Origin of the sequence: Sphingomonas crocodyli, from assembly GCF_004005865.1 — a bacterium.
Lineage (GTDB): Bacteria > Pseudomonadota > Alphaproteobacteria > Sphingomonadales > Sphingomonadaceae > Rhizorhabdus > Rhizorhabdus crocodyli.
The window spans coordinates 895,451-922,084 of sequence record NZ_SACN01000001.1; the positions used below are offsets into that span (position 1 = coordinate 895,451).

Here is a 26,634-nt window from a genome sequence, read left to right on the forward strand (position 1 = left end):
GCGGCGGCGCATGTAGCCTTTCGACGCACGCGCCCGAAAGTTGCCGTTTGCTCAGCCATGCAGGAAACGCGCATTCGGGTCGGAAGCTGCCATACGCAACTGCAGTGAAGCGCGTCGCCTCAGCGGCAGGCGAAGGCTCGATCATCTGAAGTGCCTGAATCCATCAGCGCGCCCCAAGGCAGCCGAGCCCTCTCGCCCTTATGCAAGCGCGAGCGTGCTGGCGAGGATGAACCGAATGAGTTCGCTCTGCCCGCGCGCGCCAGTCTTCGCGTAGATCTTCTTCGAATAATTCCGTGCGGTTTCGACCGTCAGCCCGAGCGCATTTGCGGCATCCGCGATCGACAGCCCGCGGCTTAGCGCGAGCGCCAGTCGCGCCTCGCTCGGCAAGAGGCCGAACAGATCGGTGAGCTGCTCGCTGCGATTGGCCGTCGAGCGGGAATCCGCATGGACATAGACGATCGCAACCGGCCGTGCCGACGATGCAATCTGGCGGTGCTGGACGGGCACGAGAAGCATGTCGATCCAAGGATCGCGCGAGACGGTAAGCGCATGTGGTCGTGCCCCTGCATCGTCGGCGATCAGGTCGAGTGTCATGCGGAAGCGCCGGTCGAGCGAGCTGTCCGCCAGCGCTAGCCTGCCTCCGGTCGAGCGGAATGCACTGACCTGCTCGAGCAAAGTGGCGGTGTGCTGGTCCTGGTCGACAATCTGCGCTTTGGCATCGACCGCCACCCACCCATAATTGAGCCGCCTTATGGCATTGGCCGCCATCCTCGCCTTGAATTGCTCGCGCTCGATCGCGACGAAGCTTCGCAGTGCGCGCCGCAGATGGGGAGCAAGCGATGCGATCAACGCATCATCCTCGCAACGAAAATCGGGGCCGCTACGGGCGACCGAGAGCCAGGCGCCCACGCCGCTCTCTTCGGTGACGCGCATCGTGCGTAGGCACGCCATCCCGCTGGGGATCAAGAGATCCTTGAGGAAGGCGCGGTGGACCGGGTCGGCGGGATCGAGAAGGTCGGCCGTGCTGTAAATCTGGTCGTTGCGATATTGGTGATAGGGCAGGGGGTCACGCTTGTACAATTGCTCGAAATAGAGCTGCTTCAAATGGGGTGGTGAGGCCGCGCCCGAACAGAGCTCGATGAGCTTGCCGGGCGTGCCGTCGAGTGGGCGGAAGATGAGGCTCGCATAGCTTGCCCGCATGCGCCGCCGCAGCGCATTAAGAAAGCCTTGCCAGAGCGCATCTTCGAACGGCCCGTCATAGATTGCCGCGATGATATGCGCAGCGTCGTCGATCGGAGTCACCATTGATCCTCCCAGATGGGAGGTTACCTATGCGCGCGAGCATGGCAATCATCATCGCTTAGGGGAGTCGTTTGCCGCCCTGGGGTGGCAGACACGGTGAGTTCGGAGGGGACAGTGGATCGAGATAGCGGTCCGTCGAACACAGCCGATGCCAAGAAGCTCACCGCCCGGTCGGCGGCGCGGGCGTTCGACGTGCTCGAATATTTCATCCGCACGGGCCGCCCGGCGCGCACGAGCGAGATCAGCGCGAGCCTCGGCATCCCCAATTCGAGCGTCGACGAATTGCTCAGGACTATGGCGATCAAAGGCTATCTCGCCTTTAATAAGGACTCACGGCGCTATTCGCCCTCTTATCGCCTGATGGCACTCATGCGCGGGCTTGAGAGCCGCTTCTTTGGCGACGGCCGATTGCGCAAGATGCTCCACCGGCTGCGCGTTGAGACTGGGGGCACGGTGATCATGACCGCGCAGAACGATTGTTGGCTCGAGAGCATCGCGCAGATCCAGGGTCCTTGGCGCACCCCGCCCACCTCGCAGACCGACAAGACCTGGCCGATCGTGAACTTCGGCGAGCACGGATGGCAGCCCGCCACCAATTTCGCAGGCGCCCTGCTCTCACTCCATTCGAACAGCGAGATCATCGACCTAGCGGTCCACACCCAGGCGATGGGTCTCGCACCCAAGGGCAATTTCGTCATGCAGGGACTAATCGAGGACGTCCGCCGGATCCGCTCGCGCGGCTATGCGATCACGCGCCGCGACGATGTCATGCCGGTCAGTTCGGTCGCCTGCCCGATGCGGATCCCGGGCACCGACGTCGCTGTGGCCGTCGGCATCTTGAGCAATGACCTGCTCGGCGATGATGCCTCGGCGCGCAAGATCGCGATGACCACCCGCCATGTCATCTACGACCATTGTCGTCGCTGGAAGGATGCCGCCTGAAGCGCCGCGCGCGCCGTCACAAATTTCCAATATAGCGGAACAAGCCGCAAATCGGCCGTTAGACGATCCCGATCCCATAAAATTGTCCTCGATCGATCGGCCAGAGCCGACGATAGAGGGGGGATGTTATGGGCCACAAGACCGAGCTAATGTTCCGCGCCGCGCTCAGCGCCATTACGATCTGCGCGACGCCCGCAATGGCGCAGTCGCAAGCCGAAACGCAAGCAAACGACGACGGAAGCCTGAGCGAGATCGTCGTGACCGCGCAGCGCCGCGAGGAGAGCCAACTCGAGACCCCGGTCTCGCTTGTAGCGCTCTCGACCCGGCAGATCGAGAATAAGAGCATCTTCGACATTTCGGACCTGCCTCGGGCTGTGCCCAATCTACAGGTCGGCCCACATCCCAACAGCGCGAACACCGCGCGCATCTTCATCCGTGGCATCGGCAATAGCGACGACCAGTTCACTCAGGATCCCAGTGTCGCAGTCTATGTCGACGGCGTCTATGTCGCGCGCACTCAGGGACTGGTCAACGAGATCGCAGAGATCGAGCGGATCGAGGTGCTGCGCGGGCCGCAGGGCACCCTATTCGGGCGCAACGCGACGGGTGGTGCGATCAACTTCATCACGAAGCCTCCCGAACTGGACACCTTCAAAGCGCGCCAGGAGTTGACCGTCGGCAATTTCGACCAGTTCCGCTCAAGGACTACGCTCAACCTTCCCGTAGGCCAGACGCTCGCTATCCAAGGTGGCTATCTCCATGCGAGCAAAGATGGCTTCGTGCGCAATCCCGGGATCGGGTCGAGGCGCTTCGGCGACCAGCGTCGCGACGCCTATCGCGCGGCGGTGCGCTGGGCACCGAGCGACGATTATGGCCTGACCTATGTCTACGACCGTTCGGACACCGAAGATACGCCGCCTTATCTCGCGGTGGTCCCGGCCTATCCCGCGCAGGGCAAGCGCCCCAAAGTCGCGACCACGGGCACAAACCTAACGCCCAACCGGTCGACCTCCCAGGGCCATGGCCTGACCGCCTTCTGGAACGTGAGCCCCGCGTTCCAGATCAAGTCGATCACCGCCTATCGCAAGCTGTCGAACGATGTTCGACAAGCCTATTTTCCGGGCCTGCTGGCGGCGGCACCGGTGCTATCGGTCGCCAACCTCCAGCATCAGGACCAGTTCTCGCAGGAGATCCAGCTGCTCGGCACCCTCGCCGACGGCACGTTCGATTATATCGTGGGCGGCTATTATTTCACCGAGGATGGCGACAGCGTCGAACGCCAGTCGTCGCTGTTCGCGCCGACTGAGAACCGCGTCATCGCGATCGGAAACGATGCCAAGGCAGTCTATGGCCAGGCGACCTATCGGCCCAAGTTCGCACCTGGCGCCTATGTGACCGGCGGGCTGCGCTGGTCGAAGGACGACCGCAAGGCGCAGTTCGACCGGACGTTGACCCCGCTTGCCGGCGGGACGCCGGCGGCCCAGCCCCGCGCGTCGGGCGACCGCAGCTTCGACAATGTCAGCCCGACCCTGATCATCGGCTACGCGCAGACCGACGATCTCAACGTCTACGCCAAATATGCCAGGGGCTATAAGTCGGGCGGATTCAACATTCGCGCGAGTTCGGCGGCGCGCTTCGCGCAAGGCTTCGGCCCAGAGGTGGTCGACAGCTACGAGATCGGTGCCAAGTTCGCGCTGATCGACCGCAAGGTTCGCCTCAACCTCGCAGCGTTCAAATATGACTATAAAGACATCCAGATCAACGTGATCACCAATCCGGCGAACCCGACGATCACCGACACCTTCAACGCGGGCGGCGCACGGATCAAGGGCATCGAGGCCGACCTGACCGCACGCCCGATCCGCTCGATGACGATCGGGCTCAACTATGCCTATCTCGACGCCAAATATACCGAGATCCTCGATGGGGTCGGCAACGACGTTACCAACCGGTACCAGTTCCAGAACGCACCAAAGAACAGCTTTACGGCAAACGTTACCCAGACCTTCCCCGAAACCGGAATCGGCCGCCCGGAAATCTACGTCAATTACAGCATCCAGAGCCGGCGCTTCGCCAATACGGGCGACCGGGCACTGGTCTTCAAGAGCTTCGAGCTGCTCGACGCCCGGATCAGCCTGACCGACATCCCGCTGGGCGTCGGGCGCTGGACGCTTGCCGCCTTTGGGAAGAACCTTCTCAACGAGGATTATTATGTCCACCATTTCCGGGTGGTGCAGCCCGCCGCGATCTACGGTGAACCGCGCACCTATGGCCTGCAGCTGACCTTTGAGTATTAAGGCGGTGCGCGCGCGTATTCGCCAGCGGCCATGGCCGATCCTGGTCGCGCTGCTGGCAACCGCAGGGCTGCCGGCCGCATCGGTGCGATCGTCGCCGCCGGCGGCGGCGCTCCAGGACCGCGCGGAGATCGAGGAGGTCGTGGTCGGCCTTGCCAACGCCACCGACAGTCGCGACTGGCGCGGCGTCGAGGCGCTCCTCGCCGACCAGGTCGACCTCGAATATCGCACGCTTACCCGAGATACCCCGCCCATCCGCCAGCGGGTGAGCCCCGCACAGTTCGTCGTCGCGAGCCAGGGTACGCTGCCGGGCTTCCTCCACACCCAGCACCTGATCGGCAATATCGTGATAAGGGTGGAGGGCAAGCGGGCCGAGGTCGTGAGCCAGGTCTGGATGAGCCACTATCTGCCCGCCGACCAGGGCCCGCCTTATTGGAATGTCGCGGGCACCTACCGGCACGACCTCGTGAAGACCCGCTCGGGCTGGAAGATCTCGGCCATGCACGTCGTGATCCTGTTCGAGACGGGCAATGACCGGCTCCAGGCGCTCGCCGCTGAGCGTGTCCGGGCAGGGCTGATCGCGACCGCGCCCTAAGCCCCTCCTCGAGATCGGACATCATGACGGCTCCCGCCCCACCCTGCGCCTCGCGCCCTCATGTGGGCCGGATCCCGGCCTTCGCCTTCGCCGGGCTGCTCGTCTTCCTCGCTCTGCCGCTCGTCGGTTGGGGGGGGCTGCTGATCACGCTGGGCGGATCGCCTTATTACGCGCTCCTCGGGATCGCCCTGATCGGGGCTGGCGCGTTACTCGTCCGGGGGAGCCGGTGGAGCGTGATCGTCTATACAGCGCTCCTCGCCGCCACTTGGCTGTGGGCGCTCATTGAGGCGGGTCCCGATTTCTGGATCCTGCTGACCCGCCTGGGTGGCCCGCTCGTTCTGGGGTGCGGCTTCCTGATCCCGGCGGTGCGCCGCTACCTGCGATCTGGTCCCGGGCTGCGGCACGCCGCGCTTCTGATCCCGGCGACGATCCTCGTCGCGCTGGCATCGACCGGCATCGCCGGTTGGGCCGGCAACTGGATCAACGCTCCCGCGACGGAAGCGCGGCGCGTTCTACCCGCCGACGCTGCGGGCGACGACTGGCCGGCTTATGGCGGCGACCAGGGCGGCACGCGCTTTTCGCGCCTGGCCGAGATTGACCGCGACACGGTTCGCAAGCTCGACGTCGCCTGGACCTACCGTACCGGCGACTATCCACCGCCCGCCGGGACCGCGTTGCGTCGTCTCGAGGTCACCCCCCTCAAGGTCGGCGACCTGCTCTATCTGTGCACGAGCGCGAGCCGGGTGATCGCGCTCGATGCCGAAACCGGGCGCGAGCGGTGGCGCTTCGACCCGCATGTCGACCTGTCGAAGGTGGACACGGCGCTCGCCTGTCGCAGCGTCGCTTATGCCAGGATCGCCGAGACTGGGCCGTGCGCGACCCGTCTCTACCTTGCGACCGTCGATGCGCGGTTGATGGCGATCGACGCGCGCACTGGCCATGCCTGCCGCAGCTTTGGCACGAGCGGCGCCATCGACCTCACCGCCGGGCTCGGCCCTGTCATTCCGGGCTATGTCGCGGTGAGCTCGGGACCGGTGGTTGCGCGCGGCAAGGTGATCGTCGGCGGCCGGGTCAGCGACGGGCAGTTCGTCGGCGAGCCGGGCGGCCCGGTCCGCGCGTTCGACGCGCGGACCGGCGCCTTCGCCTGGGCGTTTGATCCCGGCAACCCGACCGACCACGCCTTTCCCGAGGGAGGCCGTCATTTCACCCGCGGGACCCCTAATAGCTGGGCGCCGATGAGCGTCGACACAAAGCTCGGGCTCGTCTTCGTTCCGACAGGTAATGCGACCCCCGATTATTGGGGCGGGCACCGCACCGCACTCGACGATCGATATTCGAGCGCGGTCATTGCGCTCGACGTCGAAACGGGCTCTGAGCGATGGACCTCCCAGACTACGCATCATGACCTGTGGGACGCCGACGTCGCCTCGCAGCCGACGCTCGTCGACGTGGTGCGCGGCGGGGTCGTGCGCCCCGCCTTGCTCCAGCCTACGAAGCGCGGCCAGCTCTTTCTGCTCGACCGACGCACCGGCCGGCCGATCAGCCCGGTCGTCGAGCGCCCGGTGCCGCAGGGGGCGGCCACCGGCGACCGCGTCGCTGCGACCCAGCCCTTCTCGCCCGGCCTGCCCGCACTCGACGGACTGCCTCTCAGCGAGGCGGACATGTGGGGCCTGACCCCCTATGACGCCTTGTGGTGCCGTATCCGCTTCCGCCACGCGCGGTGGCTGGGCACCCTCACCGCGCCCTCGACCCGCAGTTATATCCAGATGCCCGGCGGGCTTGGCGGGAGCAACTGGGGAAGCGCTGCGGTCGATCCAGCCCGCGGGTTCGCCTTTGTGCCCTGGGTCAGGCTGCCGATGCTTAACCGCCTGATCCCACGCGCTCAAGCCAAGGGCATGAAGCCGATCGGCCCGGGGGGGAGCGTCGGCGGGCTGACCCCGCAGCTCGGCACCCCCTTTGCCGACATGGCGATGCCGTTCAGTTCGCCGCTCGGGGTTCCGTGCGCCGCCCCGCCTTATGGGCTGATGACGGCGGTCGACCTCAAGACGGGCCGGGCTATGTGGACGCGGCGGCTCGGTCTCGCTGACAATCTGCGCATCGCCGGGGTGAAGCTGTCGATCCCGCTTCCTGCCGGCACACCGCTATCGGGTGGCGCGCTTGCGACCGCTGGTGGCCTGATCTTCATTGGCGCGACCGGTGACAATCGACTGCGTGCGATCGACACCGATAGCGGCAAGACGCTCTGGTCGGCGCGGCTCAAGGCGGCCGCCAATGCGACACCGATGACCTACCGGGCGCCCCGGAGCGGCCGCCAGATCGTGGTGGTGGCCGCCGGCGGGCACCCGATGCTCCAGACCCAGCCCGGCGACTATATCGTCGCTTTCGCGCTCAGGCCCTGAGAGGTGCCAAGGATCAGCCCGCGAAGCGCGGTTCGGGAAGTCCGCGCACGCCCAAACCGCTGATCGCGAAGAGCCGGCCGTCGAGGTCGGTCGAGGGCACCGCGCTCGGGATCGTCATCGAGGTGACGAACAATATGTCAAGGTCGGGGCCGCCAAAGGCGAGGCTCGTAGGGCGCGGCATCGGCATCTTTATGGTCCGGTCGAGCCGGCCGTCGGGTGCATAACGTCGCACTTGGCCGAGCCCGGTATAGGGTCCGTTGAAGACGCTCCACAAATAGCCCTCGGTATCGAGGACGCAGCCGTCGGGCATCTCCTCGGGTTCGGCGATCACGAGAGCACGGCGCCCGGTCGCGGTGCCCTGCTCGGCATCCCAGTCGTAGACAAAGATAGTCGAGACATTGGTGTCGGTGAAGTAGAAGAGCCGGCCATCGGGGCTCCAGCACGGGCCGTTGCCGATCGACACGCCGTCGGCGAGCCGGTGAAGCGAGAGATCGGGATCGAGCCGCCACAGCGAGCCGCGCGGATCACGGGTCTCGACCGGATCGTCGATCGTCCCCATGTCGAGCGAACCGATGACGAGGCGGCCGCGGCTATCGACTGCTCCATCGTTGAGCCGGACATCATCCAGCCCGGCCTCGGGATGTGCAACCAGCGACAGCGCACCGGTCTCGAAATCGAAGAGATGGAGGCCGGTCTCGAGCGCCACGATCGCGCCCCCGCCGGCGCGCAACGCCATCGAGCCGATCGCCGCGGGTAACGTCCAACGCGCCAGGTCCGATCCGTCGGCCGCACAGCGCCATATCTCGCCCGCGATGCTGTCGACCCAGTAGAGCCGCTCGGCGGGCCCATCCCATACGGGACATTCTCCGAGCTGGTTCTCGCAATCGACCAAGACACGAATGGCGGGCATAGCGGGCTCCTCTCGATTTTATCCGCCCATCATCGCCCGCTCGCCCAATGAGCGGGCGGCCAATCGCATCTTTCCATTATTTGGGAAGAAGCCCGGTCGGCTTTGCGCCTACCGCCCCGCCCGGGCAGTCGGTGCAGGACCGGGGGGATAAGGAACAGCGACCATGCTTCTCGAGGGAAAGGTGATCATCCTGAGTGGGGTTGGTCCGGGGCTTGGGCGGGTGCTGGCGCTAAGGGCGGCGCGCGAGGGTGCTGCCATTGGCCTCGGCACGCGCACCCAAGACCAGCTCGACCAGCTACAATGCGAGATCGAAGCCGAGGGCGGCCGCGTCATCGCAGTCTCCACCGACGTCACCGACCCCGATCAGTGCCGCAGGCTCGCCGAAGTCACCGAGACGCGCTTCGGCCGGATCGATGGACTGGTCGCCTCGGCCTATGCACCGGGCGACTGGAAGCGCGCCGACGAGGCCGATCCCGGGCAACTCGCCGCGCTGTTCGACACAAGTTGCGCGGGCACATTGCGCATGGCGCAGGCCTGCCTGCCTGCACTCAAGGCATCACGGGGCGCGATTGTCTCGGTCTCGACGATGTCGGTGGTGAACCCCTTTCCGGGCGAGGTGATCTACGCCGCCGCTAAGAGCGGGCTCGGCGCGCTGACGCGACATATGGCGGCTGATTTCGGACAATATGGGATTCGCGCCAATCTCGCCCGGATGGGATGGATGGCGGGCCCCGCGGTCAAAGGCTTTATCGATGCCCAGGTTACGGCGGGCCGCGATCGCGACGCCGTCGTCAACGAGATCAACGCCCGTATTCCGCTAGGCGTTATCCCGCCGCTCGACGACTGCGCCCCCGCGATCCTGTTCCTCGTCTCCGATCATTCTCGCATGGTCACAGGCGCTTCGCTCGACATCAACGGCGGTCAATATATGGCACCTTAACGAAAGCTCGCTTTCACTCTCCCCAAATCAGCCCAATCGCCGGGCGTTGCCCGACACGGACTTTATGGTAGATTTGCGCCCCACTATCGGTCATTCGACGGCGGCGGTGATACCGAAGGCGAATGTTCATTCGCAGATAAAAAGTCAGTGTGTTTGACGAGCAACGGGATAACTCGGTAGCGATCACTCAGCTCGCATCTTTTTGTCGTTGAGCGTGAGAATCCTCATGACCCGGTTCGATGACCTTACAGCTGTGGTTGAGGATCGAGAAGCCGTCCGCGTCGCGGCCAAATCAGGCGCTGGATTTACCGGGCGGGGTACATTTCATTCCGGCGGTTCCCGCAGAGTTTTTGGAAGCGAGGTCATTGGGGCCTATCCAACGTTCCGAGCGATGGCCCTCCTTGATTGGCGACGCCGTTTTTAGCAGAATGTAAGTCGGCGGTTTAGGGCGTTCGGAGAAAAACTTGTCCAAGCGTTCTTATTATGTTCCATTTGCGCTATGGTGCATTCGAACGGCAGCACTGCTGAGCGAGTCAGACAGGAAAGCGCATGGCTGAAACGCAGATCGAATGGACGGATGCGACTTGGAATCCCGTTGCCGGTTGCAACATCCTGACCGCGGGATGCTCCAATTGCTATGCCATGGACATGGCACGGCGCCTGGAGGCAATGGGCGTCGCCAAATATGCCGGCCTCACGAGGAAAAGTGGCAATCGGACGGTTTGGACCGGCGTCGTGCGCGAAGACCCTGGCGCGCTCGCCATTCCCCGCCGCTGGCGAAAGCCCCGTAAGATTTTCGTGAACTCGATGAGCGATCTTTTCCATGAAACGGTTGACGATGCGTTCATCGAGGACGTCTGGCATGTGATGGAAGAGACGCCCCATCACCATTATCAGATTCTGACCAAGCGCCCTGATCGCATGGCCACAATCGTGTCGCAGCGGATCGGCAAGGTCCTGCCCAATGTTTGGCTCGGCACGAGCATCGAGAATGAGGATGTCGTGGAGCGCATCGACGAGTTGCGGCGCGTTCCCGCGGTGATACGTTTCCTTTCGTTCGAACCTCTGATCGGCCCGGTCGGTCAGGTCGACTTGACTGACATTCAGTGGGCAATCGTGGGCGGCGAGAGTGGTCGTTCAGCACGGCCCATTCAGGAAGCATGGATCGACGAAATCCATGATCAGTGCGTGGCGTTCGAGACGGCGTTTTTCTTCAAGCAATGGGGCACTTGGGGAAAGGACAATAAGAAGCGCTCGAAGAAGGCCAACGGACGGGAATATCGCGGCAAGACGTGGGACGAGATGCCGGTATCGGCTGCTGCCTACGAATAGACCTTGCCGGGGGGCGACCATGAGGGGGATCTGTGTCGGAGAGACCATATGAATGGGGGCTGGGCGCGACGCTCGAGGAGCATTCGAGGCGCAAGCACAAAATCCTGCGCGAATATTTCTTTCAGTATCTGAGTGTTCGTTGCCAACTGCCCAAGCGGGAGAAGTTCCGGCTCGCCATTGTGGACGGCTTCGCTGGCGGCGGGCGTTACGCCTGTGGAACACCCGGATCGCCGCTGATCTTTCTGGAAGAGCTCGCAAATGCCATCCAAGCCGTGAACGCGCATCGTGCGACACAAGGCGTCGCCAAGATCGAGATCGAGTGCCTTCTGGTTCTGAATGACCTCAATCAGGACGCTCTGTCATCGCTGAGGGAAAACGTGGCGCCGTTCCTAGAGGACATACGCGAGCGGACATCCGGGTTGCACATTCATGTCGAATATCTCGATCGCAAATTCGAGGAATCTTATTCCCGGATCAAGGCGTTCCTTGAAAAGGGTCGGTATCGCAACGTCATCTTCAACCTTGACCAGTGCGGGCACAGCCAGGTCGACCGCCAGACGTTGCTCGATATAATGCGCTCGTATCCGTCGGTGGAAATCTTTTACACCTTCGCGATCGAGGCGCTTCTGTCCTTTCTGCAGAAGGCAGATCCAGACCGACTGGCGCTACAGCTCGCACCGTTTGGCATCGGCCGGAGCGATGTCATGTCGCTCGGACAGGGCATCAGCAAGCAGGATTGGCTGGGTGGTGCCGAGCGTCTGGTGTTCGATACGTTCCGAACCTGTGCGGCTTTCGTGAGTCCTTTCTCGATCAACAATCCGGGAGGCTGGCGTTACTGGCTTATTCACTTCGCCAATGTCTATCGGGGGCGGCAGGTCTATAACAACGTCCTGCACGACAACAGTACCGCGCAAGCGCATTTCGGCCGCTCGGGTCTCAACATGCTGTCTTATGATCCTTCTCAGGATCATGGAGTGCTGTATCTGTTCGACACCGCGGACCGCGAGCGGGCACGCGACCAGCTGTTGTCGGACATTCCACGCCTGATCTCGGACACCGGCGATGCCATTCCGGTGGGCGACTTCTACGAGGGCATCTACAATGCAACGCCGGCGCACACCGACGACATCCACCGCGCGATTATCGAGAATCCAGACATCGAGGTGATCACGCCGGCAGGAGGCGAGCGGCGGACCGCACACACTATCGATATCAACGACGTACTCAGGCTCAAGCGGCAGAAGAGCTTCTTTCCGACATTTCTCGACCCCAGGCCGCCGCATTAACGCCCCTTTGCTTCGGCAATCCCGCCCAAGGTGACGACAAAAGTGAAAGACTCTGCCCCGATGGCAAGCACGACCGCAAAAGCCGCCACAGGCAATCACGCGAATGACGACGCAAAGGATGCGCAGGCCATCCTTCATCAGAACCGCTCGAATGAAATATGGCTTGGTGTCGTAGGCCCCGTCGGCGCTGGTGGATCGCATGCGATCAAGGCGCTCGAAAAGGCGTGCGGCGCCGCCGGCTACAAGGTCGAGACCATCAAGATGAGCAGCCTGATACGCGACTGGGCGGTGGCGCGGGAGCTTTCTGTGCCGCCGGAGGGGCACAAGACACTTGAAAGCGTCGAGACTATGCAAAATCTCGGCGACCATATCCGTAAGCGCGATCCGGCGGGCGTCGCGCGGCTTTGCCTCGCGGCGATCGCTGCCAAGCGGGCGGAAAAGACAGGAAGGACGTTTACACGCGGCGAGGTTGTCGAGCCCGACCAGGAAAAGCGCGCCTATCTGATCGATTCGATCCGCCATCCGGCTGAGACAAGCCTTTTCCGACGCGCCTATGGAAACGCTTTCGCGCTGGTTGGAGTAGTGTGCCGGGAGGATATCCGTAGGGAGCGGATCATCGGCAAATATCTGAACAATCAACAGCGCGAGGATCCCGCCCAGATCAGCATGGTCGACCAGTTCATCGCGCGCGACGCGGACGATTCGACCGCCGCCTACGGACAGCATGTGACTTCGGCATTCCACGAAGCCGATTTTTTCATCGACAATAGCGAACAGGAAGGCGCGGACCAGCGCATTGTTCTGGAGGACGAACTCGGTCGTCTTGTCGGCATCATTACCCATAGTCGGATCATCCGGCCGACGATCGAAGAGACTGCCATGCATCATGCGCATTCCGCGCGCGTCCGCAGCGCCTGTCTTTCGCGGCAGGTAGGCGCTGCGCTGGTCGACGCGGACGGGACCGTCGTCTCAACAGGGACAAACGAGGTGCCCAAAGCTGGGGGAGGCATCTATGGCGAACATTTCTCGGGCATCGAGACCCCACCTGACCATCGCTGCGCCTTCCGGCCGGGGCCGAAAATATGCAGCAGCAATGTCGAGCAAAACCGCATTATTGATGAGTTGATCGATGCGCTTCCCGCTCTCCAGCAGGTCGAAGACCAGGCTGCGCTCAGGGCGCGAATCCGAAAAACACGCCTTGGAGGCCTGATCGAATTCAGCCGAGCTGTACATGCCGAAATGGATGCGCTTCTTTCGGCCGGTCGCGAGGGCGTCTCGACGATTGGCACGCGACTTTTCGTGACAACCTTCCCATGTCACTACTGCGCGCGGCATATCGTCAGCGCAGGCGTGTATGAGGTCCAATTCATCGAACCCTATCCGAAGAGCCTCGCGCTTGCTCTCCATGTCGACGCCATCGCAGTCGAAGAGGACAGCTGGATGCCACCGGAAGAGATATCGGCCGCCGAGGAGAAACGCCGCGCAATCGCGTTGCAAGAGGGCAAGAGGCAACCCGAGGAGCCCGGCCGGGTGCTGTTCAAGCCATTCGTTGGCGTGGCACCCCGCCTCTATTTGCGTGCATTTGAGAAGACACGCGATCTGAAGGAAAAGGTGTCGGGCGAAATCCGCTTGGGCACGCCTGCTTGGGGTGACGAATGGTCACCGTTCACTTCTGCGTATCCGGAGCTCGAGGCTGCCTTGACGAAGACACTGCCATGAGCCGCTTTCTGCGCATCGTTGGCGATGGGCCTAGCGAGGCACCACCGGAGCCCGGCGAGCGGCGAGTGCCCGAGCATAGTGGACAATTTCGTTTCAATTTCGACGTGGATCCTGTCCGACGGATCGTCCTCATCCCGATGGATGACATAGACGGCGTGCGGCTACACGACCTCCTTTTCGAGCTTGAGCCGGTTGCCGCCATGGATCTGCGTTATGCGGTGCGCTTCGATCTTCCTGGTACCAATCGCCACCGATTTTTTGGAGATCTACAGCACGCGCATACGCTCTACATTCGCGAGCCGATCGAATGGCACAGCCTAGAAATTGGTTCATTTGCACTCGACAGCAGCATCGTGCCCCCAAGGCTTTTCCACGAGATTATCGAGCGTGAGGACGGTCATATCTTGTTGCTGGTGCCCAACCGGAAGGACGCAGGCGTAATGGCTTCGGCGCTTAATATAGCACTGACTAGCCGGCGAACTCACGGCTGGCGCATAGAACAGGCCGCTTAAACCTGACTTCATTTCACAAAATGCGGAACTGTGAGCGTCGCCACGGTGGCGGCAACACGGCTTCAACTAGAGGCGGTGTAATTAACGCAATCAGGTGTCTGCGCGTTAGCGTTACCTGGATACAGCTGTAACACGCTGGGTTAGATCGACCGAGTTCCAGCGTTTCTTTCTTCGCCAGAGATTGAGTTTCGAAATCCGCATGAACGGCAGTTCACCGCTGCTGCGCGCTTGATACCGGTTGGTCGTCTATCGGCCCCATAGCGATCTTATGCGGATGAACGCTGCTGTGGGCACACCGTCAGAATATTTTCCGCATTCTTTGAGGATCAGGCTCCCCAAGTTGTAGTGTGCGCCTTCACCCATTCGCGCCGTGCGGCGAGCTCCTTCAGGCAATTGTCGAGCATGTGCCGCATTGGCGGATTGCTCTGATCGATCTTCACAACGGGCTCTCCAGTCTCAAGCGGGAGTTGGACCGTTAACGAAGTGCCGCGTGCCGCAGTCTCCGCGACGTCGAACTGCTCGTACAACGACAGCGAGATCAATCGAGCAACATTGCTGTTACGCATGTCGGTATCGATCACGTCGAAGGCTGGCGCTCGATCCACACGCACCGAAAACGATGTTTGCTGCCTGCCTTTATCGGTAATCCTCCGGCGAAAATTCGCGGGCTGGCCAATCTCGTCAAAGGCGACGAAGTCATAGACTAAAGCCTGATTGCCGGTGCAGGTGACCGCTACTTCGACCATGAAGGGGGCAGTGGCGATGAGGGTGGTTGCGGTGGTCACCTGCAGATCATTCATCGGGTCGCGCTTGGTGCCGATGCTCCAACCGGTGGGCTGGAGACGCGCGATGCCGTCCCCCATCTGCTCTAATTGGGCCACCGCCTGCTCGATCCCGTTGGCGGTCTCCTCGGCCCATTGTTGCACGGTGGCCTGCGCTGCCACGCTATTGACCTGTTCCTGCCGCTCGTCGGCCTCCTTGATCTCCAGCAACCAACCGATCACCGCGAATATGCCAATCAACAGCGCGACAAGACCGAGCCCCGCGAAGATGCGCACGATCAGCGGGTAGGGCGGCTGGATGTCGGCGGTGGGGGCGTCGGTGAGGATCGCGGATGGATCGACGGCAGAAGTCGAAGCAGAGGAAGCAAGCAAGTGCCTTTTCTCCTGCTCGAACTCCGCCACCGTGAGTAGGCCGGCGGTTCGCAGCCTTGCCAGCCGCTCAAGGCGCTCGGTGATGTCAGTCATTGGGCGGACAGTTCACGACGTTGAGCAGGTAGAAGCCGCTAAAGCCATCTGGCTGGAGATGTCGGATTAGGAACTGCCCGACATGTGGCGGCTGGTATGTCGCCATCATGCCCTGCTCAAGCTTGGGCAGGGTGACATTAGGACTGTCCCCGTAGATTTCCATGATGTCGAGCGACAATGCCTGCGAGGACCGGTTGACGATGCTGACCTGGCCAAGCGGACAGGCATCCTGCCGGTTGGGTGCATCTTCAGGAAAGTCTCCGTCGAGGTTCCAGGGATTTTGCAGTGACGCATCGGTGATGGTAGCCTCGACCTGGAAATAGGGCTGGGCTTCACCCACAACCGGTGCGGTCTCTATCGCCTTCGTCTCCCCTTCTGGCGCGGTTGCATTGTCTTCGGCTGGTGCGATGGCGTTCGCCCCGGTCGCATCCGTTGTAGGTCGCGGCTCGGGGAAGACGAAGACGCGCAAAAGAAAATAGACCACCATGAGCGCGATCGCGAGCGCCTGGAGACCGAAAAACCAATAGAAGACGCGCCGGATGCCACGCGACTTCTGCCAGCCATAAGCGAATGTGCCGACGGCAGGTTCGGCAGATGGCGCGCTTGATGTGCCCTGGCCCAGCAGGAATTGCTTCTGCTGCTCGAACTCCGCGTCGGTCAGCACGCCTTCGGTCTTGAGCCGCGCAAGGCGCTCGAGCGCCTCGATCCGGTCGGTCATCGGTTGCCCCCTATGTCCATCAAGGGCAACGGCCAAAGCCGGATGCTAGTAAACCCTGGCAAAGCACAGAGCGCATGCGCCTTTACCGTTGCCGGCTGGACATACGCGCATGCCACCCGGCCGATAACTCGACCGAGATGCTTTGCTTGAGGGGTTACTAGGCCCCGCCCCCGAGTATTGCGGAGGCGAGGTGTTTGTAGGCGGGCGGTGTGCCGGAAGGCAATGTCGTATCGCGCGGAATTGGTCGGATCCGCGCGCATGTTGTAAAGTGCTGGCATGAACATCTCCTGCTCAGCTGTTTTCGAGCCAGGGCCGGGGCGGCGTGTTGAGCTGGTAGCCACGGACACCTTGATCCCTTGGCCCCCAGACCTCGCGTCCCGAGGACAGGATGCGGTGGTCGCTGCCCTTCACGGCGTCGGGCTCGGGATCGATCAGGAAGCGGTCGCCCTTCGTTGCGCGGATCGTCCCGTGGCCCTGCGATCCGCGTCCGGTCCAGAAGAAGACCCGTTGCCCAATCACGAACCCGTTCACGGTTAGGACGTGGTGGGGTTGTCTGGCATCTCGACGATGATCCCACTCGCCCGGGCGGCGCTGGCGTAACGAGACAAGGGCGCGGTCCCGACGAACAGGGCGTCACGCTCAATGGGCAGATTGAGCATGCCACGAACGGTGGCGAGCTCGCTGAGGCTGACATAGCCCAGCTCGGGTTCGCTCAGGCCCAGATCGCATAGACCGAAGGCGCGATCAGGATCGCCTGGATCAATCTCGGTCAGCAACCAGGTGGCGGCCGCGTCGGGCGTGAAGAGCTTGACGACGGGCGCAGGATCGATCTGCTCCCCAGCTGCGGTGCGCCGCCCATTGGCCAGCAATTGCGCAAAGTCGGTGGGGGTGAGGAAGGGGACAATGATCATCGTACCGGTTCCTCCTGTGGGCTTAACGCGTGGCTGATGGTAGCTGGCACGGGGTCACCCTCGACGATGAGCTGGGGCACGGTGAAATTGGCCCGACGGAAATGGTCGAGGATGGCGGTGTAGGAACCCAGGCGCGTGACCGTCTGCAGATCGATGAGTACTCGGTTATCCTCATCGGCAGTGTAGGAACGGGGTTGGCCGACGGCAGGATCGAAGACCACCCGTCCCGCTTCCCAGCCGCCGGTGTAGCCACCGGACCAACGGGCAAAAGGAATGTTGTGCGTGATGCACCAGCGCTCGAGCTCTTCGAACTGCGCGCCGACGACCTCATGGTCACATAGGAAGAGGGGTTGGCCGACGGTGCGGTGGTGGGCATCGAAGAGCGGTCCGCACCACTCGGTGGAAAGGCCTTCGCCGACGATGAGGTCAACGAGGGTGCGATAATCAGCATCACTGAGCGTGCCGCCCAGGATGATCGTTGCCGATGCGCGATTGGCCATGTCGGGTCTCCTCAGGCTGCTTGCTGGTCGACGAGCTGGAGCGGTGCGGATTTGGGGACCGGGGTCCACTTCTCGACCCGCTTGTGGAGGGCTTGGGCGATGGCCCGGTCGATCCTCCCCCAATCGAGATAGCGGTTGAACAAGGCCTGGGCCACGGTGGTGGCGCCGGCGAAGTGCAGCGCGGTGATGAAGGCATCCAGCGTGACGTGATGATAGGGGACCTGACCCTCGGTCACGGGGTTGAGGAAGGCGGCGTAGAGATCGGCCTGACGCTGGGCGCGATCGTGGGCGGCGGGTGCCACACTGACGAAGATGGCTTCGGGCCAATCCCCGCGCATGACGGCGGCCTGCGCTAAGAGATGTTCACGGAACAGTTGCTGGAGGGGATTTACCCGCAGCGCGGCGTGGCGGGGGTCTTTGAACAGACCGGAGGCTTCGGCGAGATCATCATAGCGCCCGGGGGCACAGGCCGAGGAATCGTGGAGGCTCTCGGTATATTTGAACTCGAAGGCGATGATGGCGGGCCGGGTCTTGCTGCTGCGGCCTTTGCGCAGATTGACGAAGGCGCAGACATCGAAGGCAGACCGATCGCCGGTCAGACTGGGATCGAGACGGCCAGGCGAATGTTCGAACCGGATATGGTCGACGCTGGCGATGTTGAGCTCGGGGAAGAGTTGGCAGAGGACGCGCGCGGCCAAGCCCCGGTCGAGGGCGAGCGGCCCCATGAAGTTGATGCAGGCGGCAGTCGATCCCAGCGCATTGGCAAACACTCGGCTTGCATCGATGAACGCCCCACTCTCTTGATAGGCGATAACGTGCTGGGCGAGTTCGGCGATGTCAGGCGAGAGGAAGTTGCGACCGGCTTGGGCGGCCGGGATGCACAGACGTGACCCTAGACGTCGGGGGCCGTGGCGGCCGTGATGATATCCGGTCGGGATCTTGTGCTCGGCAAGCCACAAGGTCTGGAGCAAACGGGCACAGGCTTTGAGACGGGTGTCATGGCGCTCATGAACATGGAAGCGCTTGAGCAATTCGGTGGGGACGATGGGCAGAGGCGCACTAGCCGGCCGGTTGGACATGAGATCTCCTCGTCAGATGCCTTGTTTCAGGCGGACGAAGAGGTTTCATTGGGGCGGTGTTTTTGTGGACAGAACTGGCTGACCGTTGCGGCCGAACCCCGTCTGAAATGCTGGTCCCGCCTGGAGGTCGGCGGTGGGGCGGAACCCGCCATGTCGGTCATGAACGCCGTTTCGACGGGCCCATTTCCAAACATTTGCGAGGTGGGTCGAACCCCGCTTTTCGCCGATGCGGTCCCTAACGAACCCGGGGTGTGAGGGCGGGTCCGTAGATCTCAGGCCAATGGCGTCTGTGGGCAGCGCTCAGACGAACAACCTCGGCGTGGTCAGCGCGACCATGGGGCCCGACGAACCAGGGACTGGCAGGGTCATCGAAGCTTTCCCCGATCGGCAGCAGCTTGGTGGCCTCCACGCTGCGCACCCACCAACACCTGCCACTAGGATAAGCATCCAACTGACCCGCCTTGATGAATGCGGCGAGGGGGAAGTCGAAATCCTCGCTCCACGGTACGCGCAGGTCGTAGGGCCATGGCGGCAGATCTTTGCGCAACTGGGCCAAGGTTGCGGCGATGCGCTTGGCACCTGCAAGCGTTACCTTGTTGCGCTCCGATAGATCCGGGCCGGCTGCATCGATCTGATCTGAGGAATAGGAGATGCGACGCATGGCTTCGGGGGACACGAAGAAGGCGCTCGCGGGATCGCGGAGGCGCCGGCCCTGGCCCATGTTGATGAACAGATCAACATAGCTGACCCAGGTCTTCCCATCCGTGCTGACGAAGGTGGGAATGGCGCCTGAGCGGACCGCGCTCTCGGTCTCGCGCGTCACGATATCCGGCAGCCGGTCGACGCAGACATCATATTCGAAAGGGAGCGCAGGATGGCTCGTAGCGGACGGGTCGATCTGCATGCGCTGACGCTTTCTCAAACGGGGGCAAAAGGGCAGGGGCACATAGGAGCGCTATTCCCCCGTCAGCATTCGTGTGAAGAATCGCGGGACGCAGGCGCTTGCAGTGGGCAATCATGTGTTCAAAATGTTGTGACAGCGGCTATGTTGGTTTCGCTAAAGTCCACGTTTTGTTGTCAGGCTTAGTTCTGTATTTGTAAAAGGGTGTCCCTGGTCCTGGCCTGAAATCCTGAATGTGCGTTCAAAGAAACGGTTTGCAGGATCAACTTGACGTTTTAAGAGTCGGCGTGGATGAGTAGCTGATCATGCCCTGCGGCTTTGGAAGAAATATGTCGAGCGGACAGCACACTGCATTCACCGAAAAGTATCGCCCCCGTACGTTTGAGGAGGTGATCGGTCAGGAGGCAGCAGTATCGGATTTAAGGCGCCGCGTAGAGACCAGGAACTTCAATTCCATCATCGCATTTGGCCCCCCGGGCACGGGCAAAACCACGTTGATGCGCATTTTTGCAAATGCGATGCACTGCGAAAATCCGAACCCGTCGCCATGTGGGCGATGCGATATTTGTATCTATTTTAAAGAAGAGCGCCTTGGCGATCTTTCTTTCTATCATGTCGAGATGAACGGTGCTCGGCATCATGAGCGAGATTATGCTAAACAGATAGAAGCGTACAACTCTGCCCGACTTACGCGTCTTCTAGGTATATTTATCGATGAGGTTCATGGTCTAGATGACAATGCCGCTGACGTTCTTTTGAAAGCGGTCGAGAGACCGAGCCAGGGAACCTTCTTCATGTTCGCCTCGAGTGAGGCCCATGAGGTCCGTCCGGCTCTCAAGTCTCGATGCCTGCAGTTGAACCTGAAGTTGCTCAGCGGCGCGGAATCTTATCGTTTGCTAAGCCAAATTTGTGATCGAGAAGGCATCCAGGCGGAGCGTGCCGCCTTGGAAATGCTCGTCACCGCGGGGCAGGGTTCCGCCCGAGAGCTCGTCAAACTTCTCGATCAAGCAAACCAACAAGGTCCGCTCACGGTTAAGCTTCTAACCAATGTTTTGTCGTTAGGATGGATCCAGGAACTGCTTGGATATTTCGACGCGCTGTTAACCGGAACATTGCTGGAGCAGGATCAGATTATCGCGGACTGGCATGATCAGCCCTCGCGCAAAGGGCGAGCGATCCGAGATTTTCTCGTTTACCTGCACGACATGGAGATTATGCGCAGCGGAAAGGTGGTTGATCCCGCTTTTCATCAAGTGACTCACGCCCAGCGGCAACAAATTATCGCTGCTTTGGAAATACGAGCTTTGGATCGTCGTAAGCCGCTTGGCGAATATCTTTTGGATCTCGCCGACTTCTGGCGGGTCGATCTGCAAACATTGGCAGATGGTCCCAGCCTCTCCATTCATATTCGTAAGTTCAACAACTACCTTAATCCGCCAAGCTTATCTGATTTGATTGGTGGCGTGGTGCCCAGTCAGCAAGCTCAGCGGGTATTGCAGTCCAAACGGCCGGGACGAATGCGATCGGCGCGCACCTTTAACCCCATCCGGTCGGGCGGTGCGCCGGCAACCCGGGAGTATCTCTCGGTGGAACAAGCGCGCGGGATATATGCTGCAGCGAGCTTTCTGCCCCAACATTATGGTTCGCTGTTCAACGCTCATCTGAAGCTTGACCATAGTTTGTTGGGCGCCACCGATCGGAATGAGGTGACAAATCTCGTTTCAAAACTCACGCATCAAATTGGAATCCGTGTTCCCGGGTGGTCAGGAAAGGACGCGCACTGGATCTATCTGCACACCGCCTCATCGATCGGACCAACGACGGATATCGTTCTCCACCTGCCGGTGGATGTTGAAGGGCAGGCTCGAGCGTGGTTCGAGAAGGTCATGCGTAAATGGCGAGGTCCTGCAGCTGATAATGAGGGTGCATGGTCATTCGAGCATATGCCGTTATCTGCCACCCGAGCGCGGGTTAAGCTTCATTGGCGCCTCGTTCGGTACCTCTGGCGCGGCATTGATCCAGACGTAGATCATTGGCAATCAGTCGATCAGGAAAGTCGGCGGGCGTTGATCGATCTGCTGCGTGTCCCCCGAAATCAGCAGGGATCGATAGGAGCAGCTATCGGACGTCGGTTCAATACATCAGCGAGTATTGGTCCGGATGAACGAGCCAGCGCTGAAAAGGATAAAATGTTGCTCCTTTCCGCCTTCGACGATTGTGCGTGGGGTTACATCGATACTGGCTGGGAGCTGAAAGAGGCTATTGAACGGCGCATCGAACGCGGCCGGCGTGCGGAGGATATCGCTTATGTAAACGCGATGTTTGAGAGCGAGGGCCCAGATAACGAGATGAAGCGCGCGCGGTTAGTAGACCTTATGAATGAGTGGCCTGACGATCCGCACTCACGTATTCGCGTAGATAATTCATGGAAGTGGGGCGGCGGTCATCAAGATCGACCATGACCTCAATAAATATTCCTTCCCTAGCCGCAGAGAGTTAACTTAAGCGGATTGGGATGCATTTTGGATAGGATGAAGAGCGGGGTTTATTAAGGATAGGTTCGTAGCGGCTTTCGTGGAAATACACCAATGGCAAGGCAATTTCTATCGAATTTCGCGGCAAGTCTCGGAGCGATTTGAGACGGTAGGCTCGTAAAAATGGCGGCTGCTGGGCCTACCTCGCCCAATTCGAGCAAGAACCTCTCTGGGAATTTTGTAATCTTTAACAATTGTCTGGTGAGTGCATAGTCCGCATAGCTCACGTTGTATGAAGTAACCGTGAGCTGCGTCAGCAGCATCCTGCAACAACGATTTCCGATCTTCGCCGGGAGCTGCCTTAGCAAGAAGTGCCAACTTACTCGCAAGTAACTTACCCGCTCGCCCAAGCGAGGCCGCCTTCTCGGCTAGAACTTCGCCGTGAAAAGCATTCAGCGCGCGATCAGATGGGAAGGCTGTCTCAAGGTTTTGTGGAAGTCTAAGCGACACAGCCCCTCGTTTTCCGATCAGGTCAGTCAAGGGCTCAGTCTACAGGTTGCAATGCTGTCGGACAATCTGCTCGGATCGGCAATGAACGGCTCAGCGTCATTCCCGCTTCCCGCGTTTTGGGACGGCAGCTATCGCCATCTGCCTCCCGCAACCTACCAGGCTGTTGGCCACCTCGTTTCAGCCGTAGGGCAACCAGCCTGCTAGCGGCCATTTATGGGTTGGCGACCTAGATTGCTTCAGACCACCACTTCAAAACTGCCTTACGAAATGCAGCTTCGCCGCCAGTCTTTTTTTGAGGGCTGTGGTCAAGATTCCAGCTTGCCTTGCTTGGCCAGAAATTAAACGCACCTACCTTGATCTGGTGATCCGACACTCGGCGGATGGGCAGCGAGTGACTTGAGCACCAAGCGATCACGCGGCGCATCTCGGGGCTGTCGTTCTCGTTAGTCAGCGGGCGACGTTGTTTCTTTGTCATGATTCAACGCACTCCGTACCGGTCGAGCTTCTCAACCCAGGTCCGGGCGGATGAGGTGAGAATGAGAGTGCGGCGGCCAACTTTGACGGCCTCCAGCGTGCCCTTTGCCAATTCCTTATAGACCAGCGTTCGGCCAACTTTGGCATATGCGCGAAAGTCGTTGATCGACATCAATACGCTTTGAGTGTCTTCTGACATTTTTGGCTCCGTGTCGTTGCACGGTCATATAGAGGGTGAGCGTAGAGACCCTCATTCGCGTTGAGAATTCAGGAAAAATTTCTCAACTCGTTCATCATCCAGAGATTTTAAGATGACCCCGAGCCAATTTCATATGAGCTATACGCCAGCTTTATGCGATCGATATAGCTAGATAGGCATGCAGGTTATTAAGTTAGGTAGAGTGCAGATCGAGCCTAACGGAGTCTGTTCTCGAAGGTGGCTCCTGCTCAGAGAGACAGCGCTGAACAACGGCCTCAAAAGGTGCGAATTCGACAATGGCTACGTGCGGACCATTTCAGTCCTGGCGAGCTGCTTTCGGTAGCATTTGACGAAATTTGCGCGCCATTCCCATTGCCCGTAGTCCTGCCCGACCTTTAGAAATTCAGGTCGGTTCAGCAGGCCTTATGGCCGAGCGTCGATCATTCTGGTTTGGACGTGCGAGGGCGATATAGCTGTGCCGGCTTATCCGAAATGCTGCCGGCTGCAAAACGGCCCCAGCGGTCTAGCAAGTCTCGCCTCATTTCTAGAAAGTTAGAACGCTTATAAGCTCGCTCGACCTTGTCTGGAACGAGGTGGGCAAGGGCTGCCTCCGCTACTGCGTCTGGCATTTCGGGCACTTTTTCAGCGGCCCAATCTCGAAATGACGATCTGAAACCATGAACGGTAAATGGCAGTTTTTCATCTCGCATGACTTTGGAGAGTGTCATGTCAGACAGCGCAGAATGGCTCGCGCCCGGGAAGATCAGGACGTCTTCGCCATCTCGGATTTTCTGTGCGCGGGCACGCTTCAGCACGGTTGCTGCAGCTACGCACAGCGTCACTGAATGCGCCACTCGCCCTTTCATCAAATGGGCCGGCCGGTGCCAGAGCAATTTCTCCAGGTCGATATGAGACCATAATGCTTGACGGACCTCACCTGATCGCGCCGCGGTCAAGATTGTGAAAAGCAGGGCCAGGCGCCCCATCGTGTCCGCTTTCGCCGCAAGCGAACTCACAAACGCCGGAACGTCGTCATAGGGCATGGCTGCATAGTTTCCGCCCGCTTTGCGCTTTGGGAGTCCCGCCGAAACAGATCGGCCAGGAGCTTCGGTTGGGCGCCAGCCCTTCGAATGCGAAAAATTGAGTACGGTGCTTATCCGTCCCCGGACTTTGCGGGGCATATCCCCAAGCGTCGTCCAAATGGGAGCGAGCGCCGAGATAATATCTGCGGCGTCGATTTGATCGACGCGCTTTCGTCCCATGTGAGGATAGGCATGTTGTTTCAGCGAAGCGAGAAACGACGCTCCTTGCCGCGCTGACCAGGAGGGGCTTAGCGCCTTATGGCATTCCTCAACGGCCTCTCGAAATGTCGGGATTTTCACGCGCTCTTTGTCGCGTTCAAGAACGGGATCCAGCCCCGCGACGGCCGCATTCCGCAGCAAGTAGCACTTCTCCCGCGCTTCCTGAAGGGATAACCTTCTGCGCAGCAATAGCGGAATTTCGATTTCGTTCGGTGTGGAGGATCTTCTTAGGTCGACAGCACCCAGTCCGATGTCGCGGCGCTTACCATCGACCTGGACACGCAGCATCCAGCTTCTTGCTCCTGAGGGTTTGACCAGGAGGTACAGGCCATCCCCGTCCGCATGGCGCCCTGGGCCTGCGCTGCGAACAAAGGCAACCGAAAGACGACCCATTTATTCCCTCATGCGTTACCACACTACATCACGATTATCGGGGATTGTCAACGAACACGTGCGGACGGAAAATCAATTAAGAGATTGAAAAATATATATAAAAAAACAAGTGCGAATTCGTGCGGTCATTAGTTATATGCCTGTAAGCGGCACCACCGACGCGTCCGGCGACGTCCGGAAATCCATCGAAAACCCTTGGAAAATATGGTAAAAATGACGCTGAGGCATCCAGCGTCGTCCACCCTTGTTCGTCCCCGTCCGGGCGTTTTGGTGGCCACTTTGGGGGCCACGAGCGCAACCCGAACTTTTGGTGGCCCCAAATGGCACTGACACCTCTCGACGTCCGAAACGCCAAGCCGCGGGCGATTCCCTACAAGCTCGCCGACGAGAAAGGCCTGTTCCTGCTCGTCCAGCCATCGGGAGCCCGCCTCTGGCGGCTCAAATATCGGTTTCACAAGGTCGAACGGAAACTGTCGCTGGGCCACTATCCCGAGGTCTCGCTCAAGGAAGCGCGCGACCGGCGCGACGATGCCCGGCGCATGGTTGAAGGCGGGGCGGATCCGATCGCGGTCAGGCGCCGCGAGAAGCTCGAGGGCGAATTGCGCGCCGCGACCACGTTCAGGCTGGTCGCCGACGAATATCTCGAGAAGATGGAGGCTGAGGGCAAGTCCGATGCGACGATGAAGAAGGCGCGCTGGTTTCGCGATCTTCTCGACCGGGACATCGGTCCGCTGCCGGTCGCCGATATCATGCCGCAGGAACTGCTCGCGGCGCTGCGAAAGCTGGAGCGGCGCGGTCATCGCGAAACGGCGAACCGCACGCGCGCCTTTGCATCTCGCGTCTGCCGCTATGCCATTGTCACGGCCCGGGCGACGACCAACCCGGCCGATGTGCTGCGGGGCGCTCTGATCGCGCCGCGCACCAAACATCATGCCGCGCTGACCGACCCGAAGGACGTCGGTGAAATGCTGCGCGCGATCGACGGCTACACCGGGCAGGCCGAAACGCTGCTTGCACTGCAGCTGGCGCCGCATCTTTACGTTCGTCCGGGTGAGCTGCGGAAAGCCGAATGGAGCGAGATCGATACCAAGGCGGCGGTCTGGCGCATCCCGGCGCACAAGATGAAGATGAAGCAGGAGCATGCCGTGCCTCTGTCCAGGCAGGTGCTCGGCTATCTCAAGCAGCTGAAAGCGATCGGGCGAAACAGCGTCTATCTGTTTCCGTCACTGAGTTCGCCGTTGCGGCCGATGTGCGAGAACACGCTCAATTCGGCCTTGCGGCGGATGGGCTATGGTAAGGACGACATGACGTCGCATGGCTTCCGGGCGACCGCCGCGACGCTCTTGAACGAGAGCGGGCTTTGGCATCCAGACGCGATCGAGCGTTCGCTTGCGCATGGGGAGCGTAACGGCGTCCGGGCGGCCTATCACCGGGGTGCGCATTGGGACGAGCGCGTTCGGATGGCGCAGTGGTGGTCCGACCATCTCGATAAGCTGCGCAGCGGCGTTAAGGTGCTGCGGCCAAAGTTACGTCGAACATCTCTTCCGCAGAAGGGGGCTGCGAAAGTTGGAAATTTTGAGGAGACAGTTGCGGCACGCGCCTAGCCGGTGGACAGAACGGCCCAGTCCGATTGCTGAAATGCACCGGCGAATGAGCTGACGGGGCCGTGAGGGGACGGTCTACTTGTTACAAGGGA

24 protein-coding genes are annotated in these 26,634 nt (G+C 60.8%); 11 read left to right on the plus strand and 13 right to left on the minus strand.

Annotation, left to right across the window (positions count from 1 at the left end; genetic code table 11):
• Positions 1–198 precede the first annotated feature (198 nt).
• A complete protein-coding gene (locus EOD43_RS04245; protein WP_127741398.1) occupies positions 199–1,305 on the minus strand; it encodes a helix-turn-helix transcriptional regulator in 1,107 nt (368 codons plus the stop codon).
• Between the two features lie 111 nt (positions 1,306–1,416).
• Here EOD43_RS04245 and EOD43_RS04250 point away from each other — a divergent pair, with 111 nt between their 5' ends.
• The 4 genes from EOD43_RS04250 (at position 1,417) to EOD43_RS04265 (ending at position 7,532) form a co-directional block, all read left to right on the plus strand.
• Positions 1,417–2,244, plus strand: coding sequence for a helix-turn-helix domain-containing protein (locus EOD43_RS04250; RefSeq protein WP_164857085.1), 828 nt, complete (start codon positions 1,417–1,419; stop codon positions 2,242–2,244).
• 128 nt (positions 2,245–2,372) lie between these two features.
• Positions 2,373–4,541, plus strand: coding sequence for a TonB-dependent receptor (locus EOD43_RS04255; protein WP_127741402.1), 2,169 nt, complete (start codon positions 2,373–2,375; stop codon positions 4,539–4,541).
• A gap of 4 nt (positions 4,542–4,545) precedes the next feature.
• Positions 4,546–5,133 carry a nuclear transport factor 2 family protein gene (locus EOD43_RS04260; protein ID WP_164857086.1) on the plus strand — a complete coding sequence of 196 codons (588 nt, stop codon included), beginning with the start codon at positions 4,546–4,548 and terminating at the stop codon, positions 5,131–5,133.
• 23 nt (positions 5,134–5,156) lie between these two features.
• Positions 5,157–7,532 carry a membrane-bound PQQ-dependent dehydrogenase, glucose/quinate/shikimate family gene (locus EOD43_RS04265; protein WP_127741406.1) on the plus strand — a complete coding sequence of 792 codons (2,376 nt, stop codon included), beginning with the start codon at positions 5,157–5,159 and terminating at the stop codon, positions 7,530–7,532.
• A gap of 13 nt (positions 7,533–7,545) precedes the next feature.
• On the opposite strand, the gene EOD43_RS04270 is transcribed toward EOD43_RS04265, so the two are convergent.
• A complete protein-coding gene (locus EOD43_RS04270; RefSeq protein ID WP_127741408.1) occupies positions 7,546–8,442 on the minus strand; it encodes an SMP-30/gluconolactonase/LRE family protein in 897 nt (298 codons plus the stop codon).
• Between the two features lie 163 nt (positions 8,443–8,605).
• Here EOD43_RS04270 and EOD43_RS04275 point away from each other — a divergent pair, with 163 nt between their 5' ends.
• From EOD43_RS04275 to EOD43_RS04295, 5 genes are all read left to right on the plus strand, one after another.
• Positions 8,606–9,382 carry an SDR family oxidoreductase gene (locus EOD43_RS04275; protein ID WP_127741410.1) on the plus strand — a complete coding sequence of 259 codons (777 nt, stop codon included), beginning with the start codon at positions 8,606–8,608 and terminating at the stop codon, positions 9,380–9,382.
• 549 nt (positions 9,383–9,931) lie between these two features.
• A complete protein-coding gene (locus EOD43_RS04280; RefSeq protein WP_127741412.1) occupies positions 9,932–10,714 on the plus strand; it encodes a phage Gp37/Gp68 family protein in 783 nt (260 codons plus the stop codon).
• 32 nt (positions 10,715–10,746) lie between these two features.
• The gene (locus EOD43_RS04285; RefSeq protein WP_127741414.1) at positions 10,747–12,000 is read left to right on the plus strand and encodes a three-Cys-motif partner protein TcmP; all 1,254 of its coding nucleotides are present in this window, start codon (positions 10,747–10,749) and stop codon (positions 11,998–12,000) included.
• 60 nt (positions 12,001–12,060) lie between these two features.
• Entirely contained in the window at positions 12,061–13,719 is a 1,659-nt protein-coding gene (locus EOD43_RS04290) for an anti-phage dCTP deaminase (protein ID WP_127741416.1), read from the plus strand.
• Positions 13,716–14,231 (plus strand): hypothetical protein, encoded by a 516-nt coding sequence (locus tag EOD43_RS04295; RefSeq protein WP_127741418.1) that lies wholly within the window; start codon positions 13,716–13,718, stop codon positions 14,229–14,231. Before EOD43_RS04290 ends, EOD43_RS04295 begins: the two co-directional genes overlap by 4 nt.
• Positions 14,232–14,557: 326 nt before the next feature.
• Here EOD43_RS04295 and EOD43_RS04300 read toward each other — a convergent pair whose 3' ends face one another.
• The 7 genes from EOD43_RS04300 to EOD43_RS04335 form a co-directional block, all read right to left on the minus strand.
• The gene (locus tag EOD43_RS04300; RefSeq protein WP_127741420.1) at positions 14,558–15,478 is read right to left on the minus strand and encodes an SHOCT domain-containing protein; all 921 of its coding nucleotides are present in this window, start codon (positions 15,476–15,478) and stop codon (positions 14,558–14,560) included.
• Complete coding sequence (locus EOD43_RS04305) at positions 15,471–16,196, minus strand: SHOCT domain-containing protein (protein WP_127741422.1); 726 nt, start codon at positions 16,194–16,196, stop codon at positions 15,471–15,473. Before EOD43_RS04305 ends, EOD43_RS04300 begins: the two co-directional genes overlap by 8 nt.
• 291 nt (positions 16,197–16,487) lie before the next feature.
• Entirely contained in the window at positions 16,488–16,727 is a 240-nt protein-coding gene (locus tag EOD43_RS04315) for a hypothetical protein (RefSeq protein ID WP_127741424.1), read from the minus strand.
• Between the two features lie 2 nt (positions 16,728–16,729).
• Complete coding sequence (locus tag EOD43_RS04320) at positions 16,730–17,107, minus strand: DUF2958 domain-containing protein (protein ID WP_127741426.1); 378 nt, start codon at positions 17,105–17,107, stop codon at positions 16,730–16,732.
• Complete coding sequence (locus EOD43_RS04325; RefSeq protein ID WP_127741428.1) at positions 17,104–17,607, minus strand: hypothetical protein; 504 nt, start codon at positions 17,605–17,607, stop codon at positions 17,104–17,106. The genes EOD43_RS04320 and EOD43_RS04325 overlap by 4 nt, the downstream gene beginning before the upstream one ends.
• Positions 17,608–17,618: 11 nt before the next feature.
• Positions 17,619–18,686, minus strand: a complete 1,068-nt coding sequence (locus tag EOD43_RS04330) for a PGN_0703 family putative restriction endonuclease (RefSeq protein WP_127741430.1) — start codon at positions 18,684–18,686, stop codon at positions 17,619–17,621.
• Positions 18,687–18,921: 235 nt separating this feature from the next.
• Positions 18,922–19,590: a hypothetical protein gene (locus EOD43_RS04335; protein ID WP_127741432.1), complete on the minus strand. Its 669-nt coding sequence runs from the start codon at positions 19,588–19,590 to the stop codon at positions 18,922–18,924.
• Positions 19,591–19,916: 326 nt separating this feature from the next.
• Between EOD43_RS04335 and EOD43_RS04340 the strand changes: the two genes are divergently transcribed.
• The gene (locus tag EOD43_RS04340; RefSeq protein ID WP_164857087.1) at positions 19,917–22,049 is read left to right on the plus strand and encodes an AAA family ATPase; all 2,133 of its coding nucleotides are present in this window, start codon (positions 19,917–19,919) and stop codon (positions 22,047–22,049) included.
• A 141-nt stretch (positions 22,050–22,190) separates the two neighbouring features.
• On the opposite strand, the gene EOD43_RS24165 is transcribed toward EOD43_RS04340, so the two are convergent.
• The 4 genes from EOD43_RS24165 to EOD43_RS04360 all read right to left on the minus strand — a co-directional run bounded on the left by EOD43_RS24165 (position 22,191) and on the right by EOD43_RS04360 (position 24,938).
• Positions 22,191–22,571, minus strand: a complete 381-nt coding sequence (locus tag EOD43_RS24165; RefSeq protein ID WP_420822447.1) for a DUF6665 family protein — start codon at positions 22,569–22,571, stop codon at positions 22,191–22,193.
• 226 nt (positions 22,572–22,797) lie between these two features.
• On the minus strand, positions 22,798–23,046 hold the full coding sequence (locus EOD43_RS04350) for a hypothetical protein (protein ID WP_127741435.1): 249 nt from the start codon (positions 23,044–23,046) through the stop codon (positions 22,798–22,800).
• Positions 23,047–23,049: 3 nt separating this feature from the next.
• The gene (locus tag EOD43_RS04355) at positions 23,050–23,244 is read right to left on the minus strand and encodes a helix-turn-helix domain-containing protein (RefSeq protein WP_240653071.1); all 195 of its coding nucleotides are present in this window, start codon (positions 23,242–23,244) and stop codon (positions 23,050–23,052) included.
• Between the two features lie 440 nt (positions 23,245–23,684).
• Positions 23,685–24,938: a tyrosine-type recombinase/integrase gene (locus EOD43_RS04360; protein ID WP_127741436.1), complete on the minus strand. Its 1,254-nt coding sequence runs from the start codon at positions 24,936–24,938 to the stop codon at positions 23,685–23,687.
• 320 nt (positions 24,939–25,258) lie between these two features.
• Here EOD43_RS04360 and EOD43_RS04365 point away from each other — a divergent pair, with 320 nt between their 5' ends.
• Entirely contained in the window at positions 25,259–26,542 is a 1,284-nt protein-coding gene (locus tag EOD43_RS04365) for a tyrosine-type recombinase/integrase (RefSeq protein ID WP_127741437.1), read from the plus strand.
• The last annotated feature ends 92 nt before the right edge of the window (positions 26,543–26,634 follow it).

Coding starts and splice junctions, on each gene's coding strand:
- EOD43_RS04265 (WP_127741406.1), top strand. CDS start 5,157: ATGACGGCTCCCGCCCCACCCTGCGCCTCGCGCCCTCATGTGGGCCGG.
- EOD43_RS04360 (WP_127741436.1), bottom strand. CDS start 24,938: ATGGGTCGTCTTTCGGTTGCCTTTGTTCGCAGCGCAGGCCCAGGGCGC.
- EOD43_RS04290 (WP_127741416.1), top strand. CDS start 12,061: ATGGCAAGCACGACCGCAAAAGCCGCCACAGGCAATCACGCGAATGAC.
- EOD43_RS04335 (WP_127741432.1), bottom strand. CDS start 19,590: ATGCAGATCGACCCGTCCGCTACGAGCCATCCTGCGCTCCCTTTCGAA.
- EOD43_RS04295 (WP_127741418.1), top strand. CDS start 13,716: ATGAGCCGCTTTCTGCGCATCGTTGGCGATGGGCCTAGCGAGGCACCA.
- EOD43_RS04365 (WP_127741437.1), top strand. CDS start 25,259: ATGGCACTGACACCTCTCGACGTCCGAAACGCCAAGCCGCGGGCGATT.
- EOD43_RS04350 (WP_127741435.1), bottom strand. CDS start 23,046: ATGACAAAGAAACAACGTCGCCCGCTGACTAACGAGAACGACAGCCCC.
- EOD43_RS04340 (WP_164857087.1), top strand. CDS start 19,917: ATGTCGAGCGGACAGCACACTGCATTCACCGAAAAGTATCGCCCCCGT.
- EOD43_RS04325 (WP_127741428.1), bottom strand. CDS start 17,607: ATGGCCAATCGCGCATCGGCAACGATCATCCTGGGCGGCACGCTCAGT.
- EOD43_RS04245 (WP_127741398.1), bottom strand. CDS start 1,305: ATGGTGACTCCGATCGACGACGCTGCGCATATCATCGCGGCAATCTAT.
- EOD43_RS04280 (WP_127741412.1), top strand. CDS start 9,932: ATGGCTGAAACGCAGATCGAATGGACGGATGCGACTTGGAATCCCGTT.
- EOD43_RS04330 (WP_127741430.1), bottom strand. CDS start 18,686: ATGTCCAACCGGCCGGCTAGTGCGCCTCTGCCCATCGTCCCCACCGAA.
- EOD43_RS04255 (WP_127741402.1), top strand. CDS start 2,373: ATGGGCCACAAGACCGAGCTAATGTTCCGCGCCGCGCTCAGCGCCATT.
- EOD43_RS04320 (WP_127741426.1), bottom strand. CDS start 17,107: ATGATCATTGTCCCCTTCCTCACCCCCACCGACTTTGCGCAATTGCTG.
- EOD43_RS04305 (WP_127741422.1), bottom strand. CDS start 16,196: ATGACCGACCGGATCGAGGCGCTCGAGCGCCTTGCGCGGCTCAAGACC.
- EOD43_RS04275 (WP_127741410.1), top strand. CDS start 8,606: ATGCTTCTCGAGGGAAAGGTGATCATCCTGAGTGGGGTTGGTCCGGGG.
- EOD43_RS04300 (WP_127741420.1), bottom strand. CDS start 15,478: ATGACTGACATCACCGAGCGCCTTGAGCGGCTGGCAAGGCTGCGAACC.
- EOD43_RS04270 (WP_127741408.1), bottom strand. CDS start 8,442: ATGCCCGCCATTCGTGTCTTGGTCGATTGCGAGAACCAGCTCGGAGAA.
- EOD43_RS04355 (WP_240653071.1), bottom strand. CDS start 23,244: ATGTCAGAAGACACTCAAAGCGTATTGATGTCGATCAACGACTTTCGC.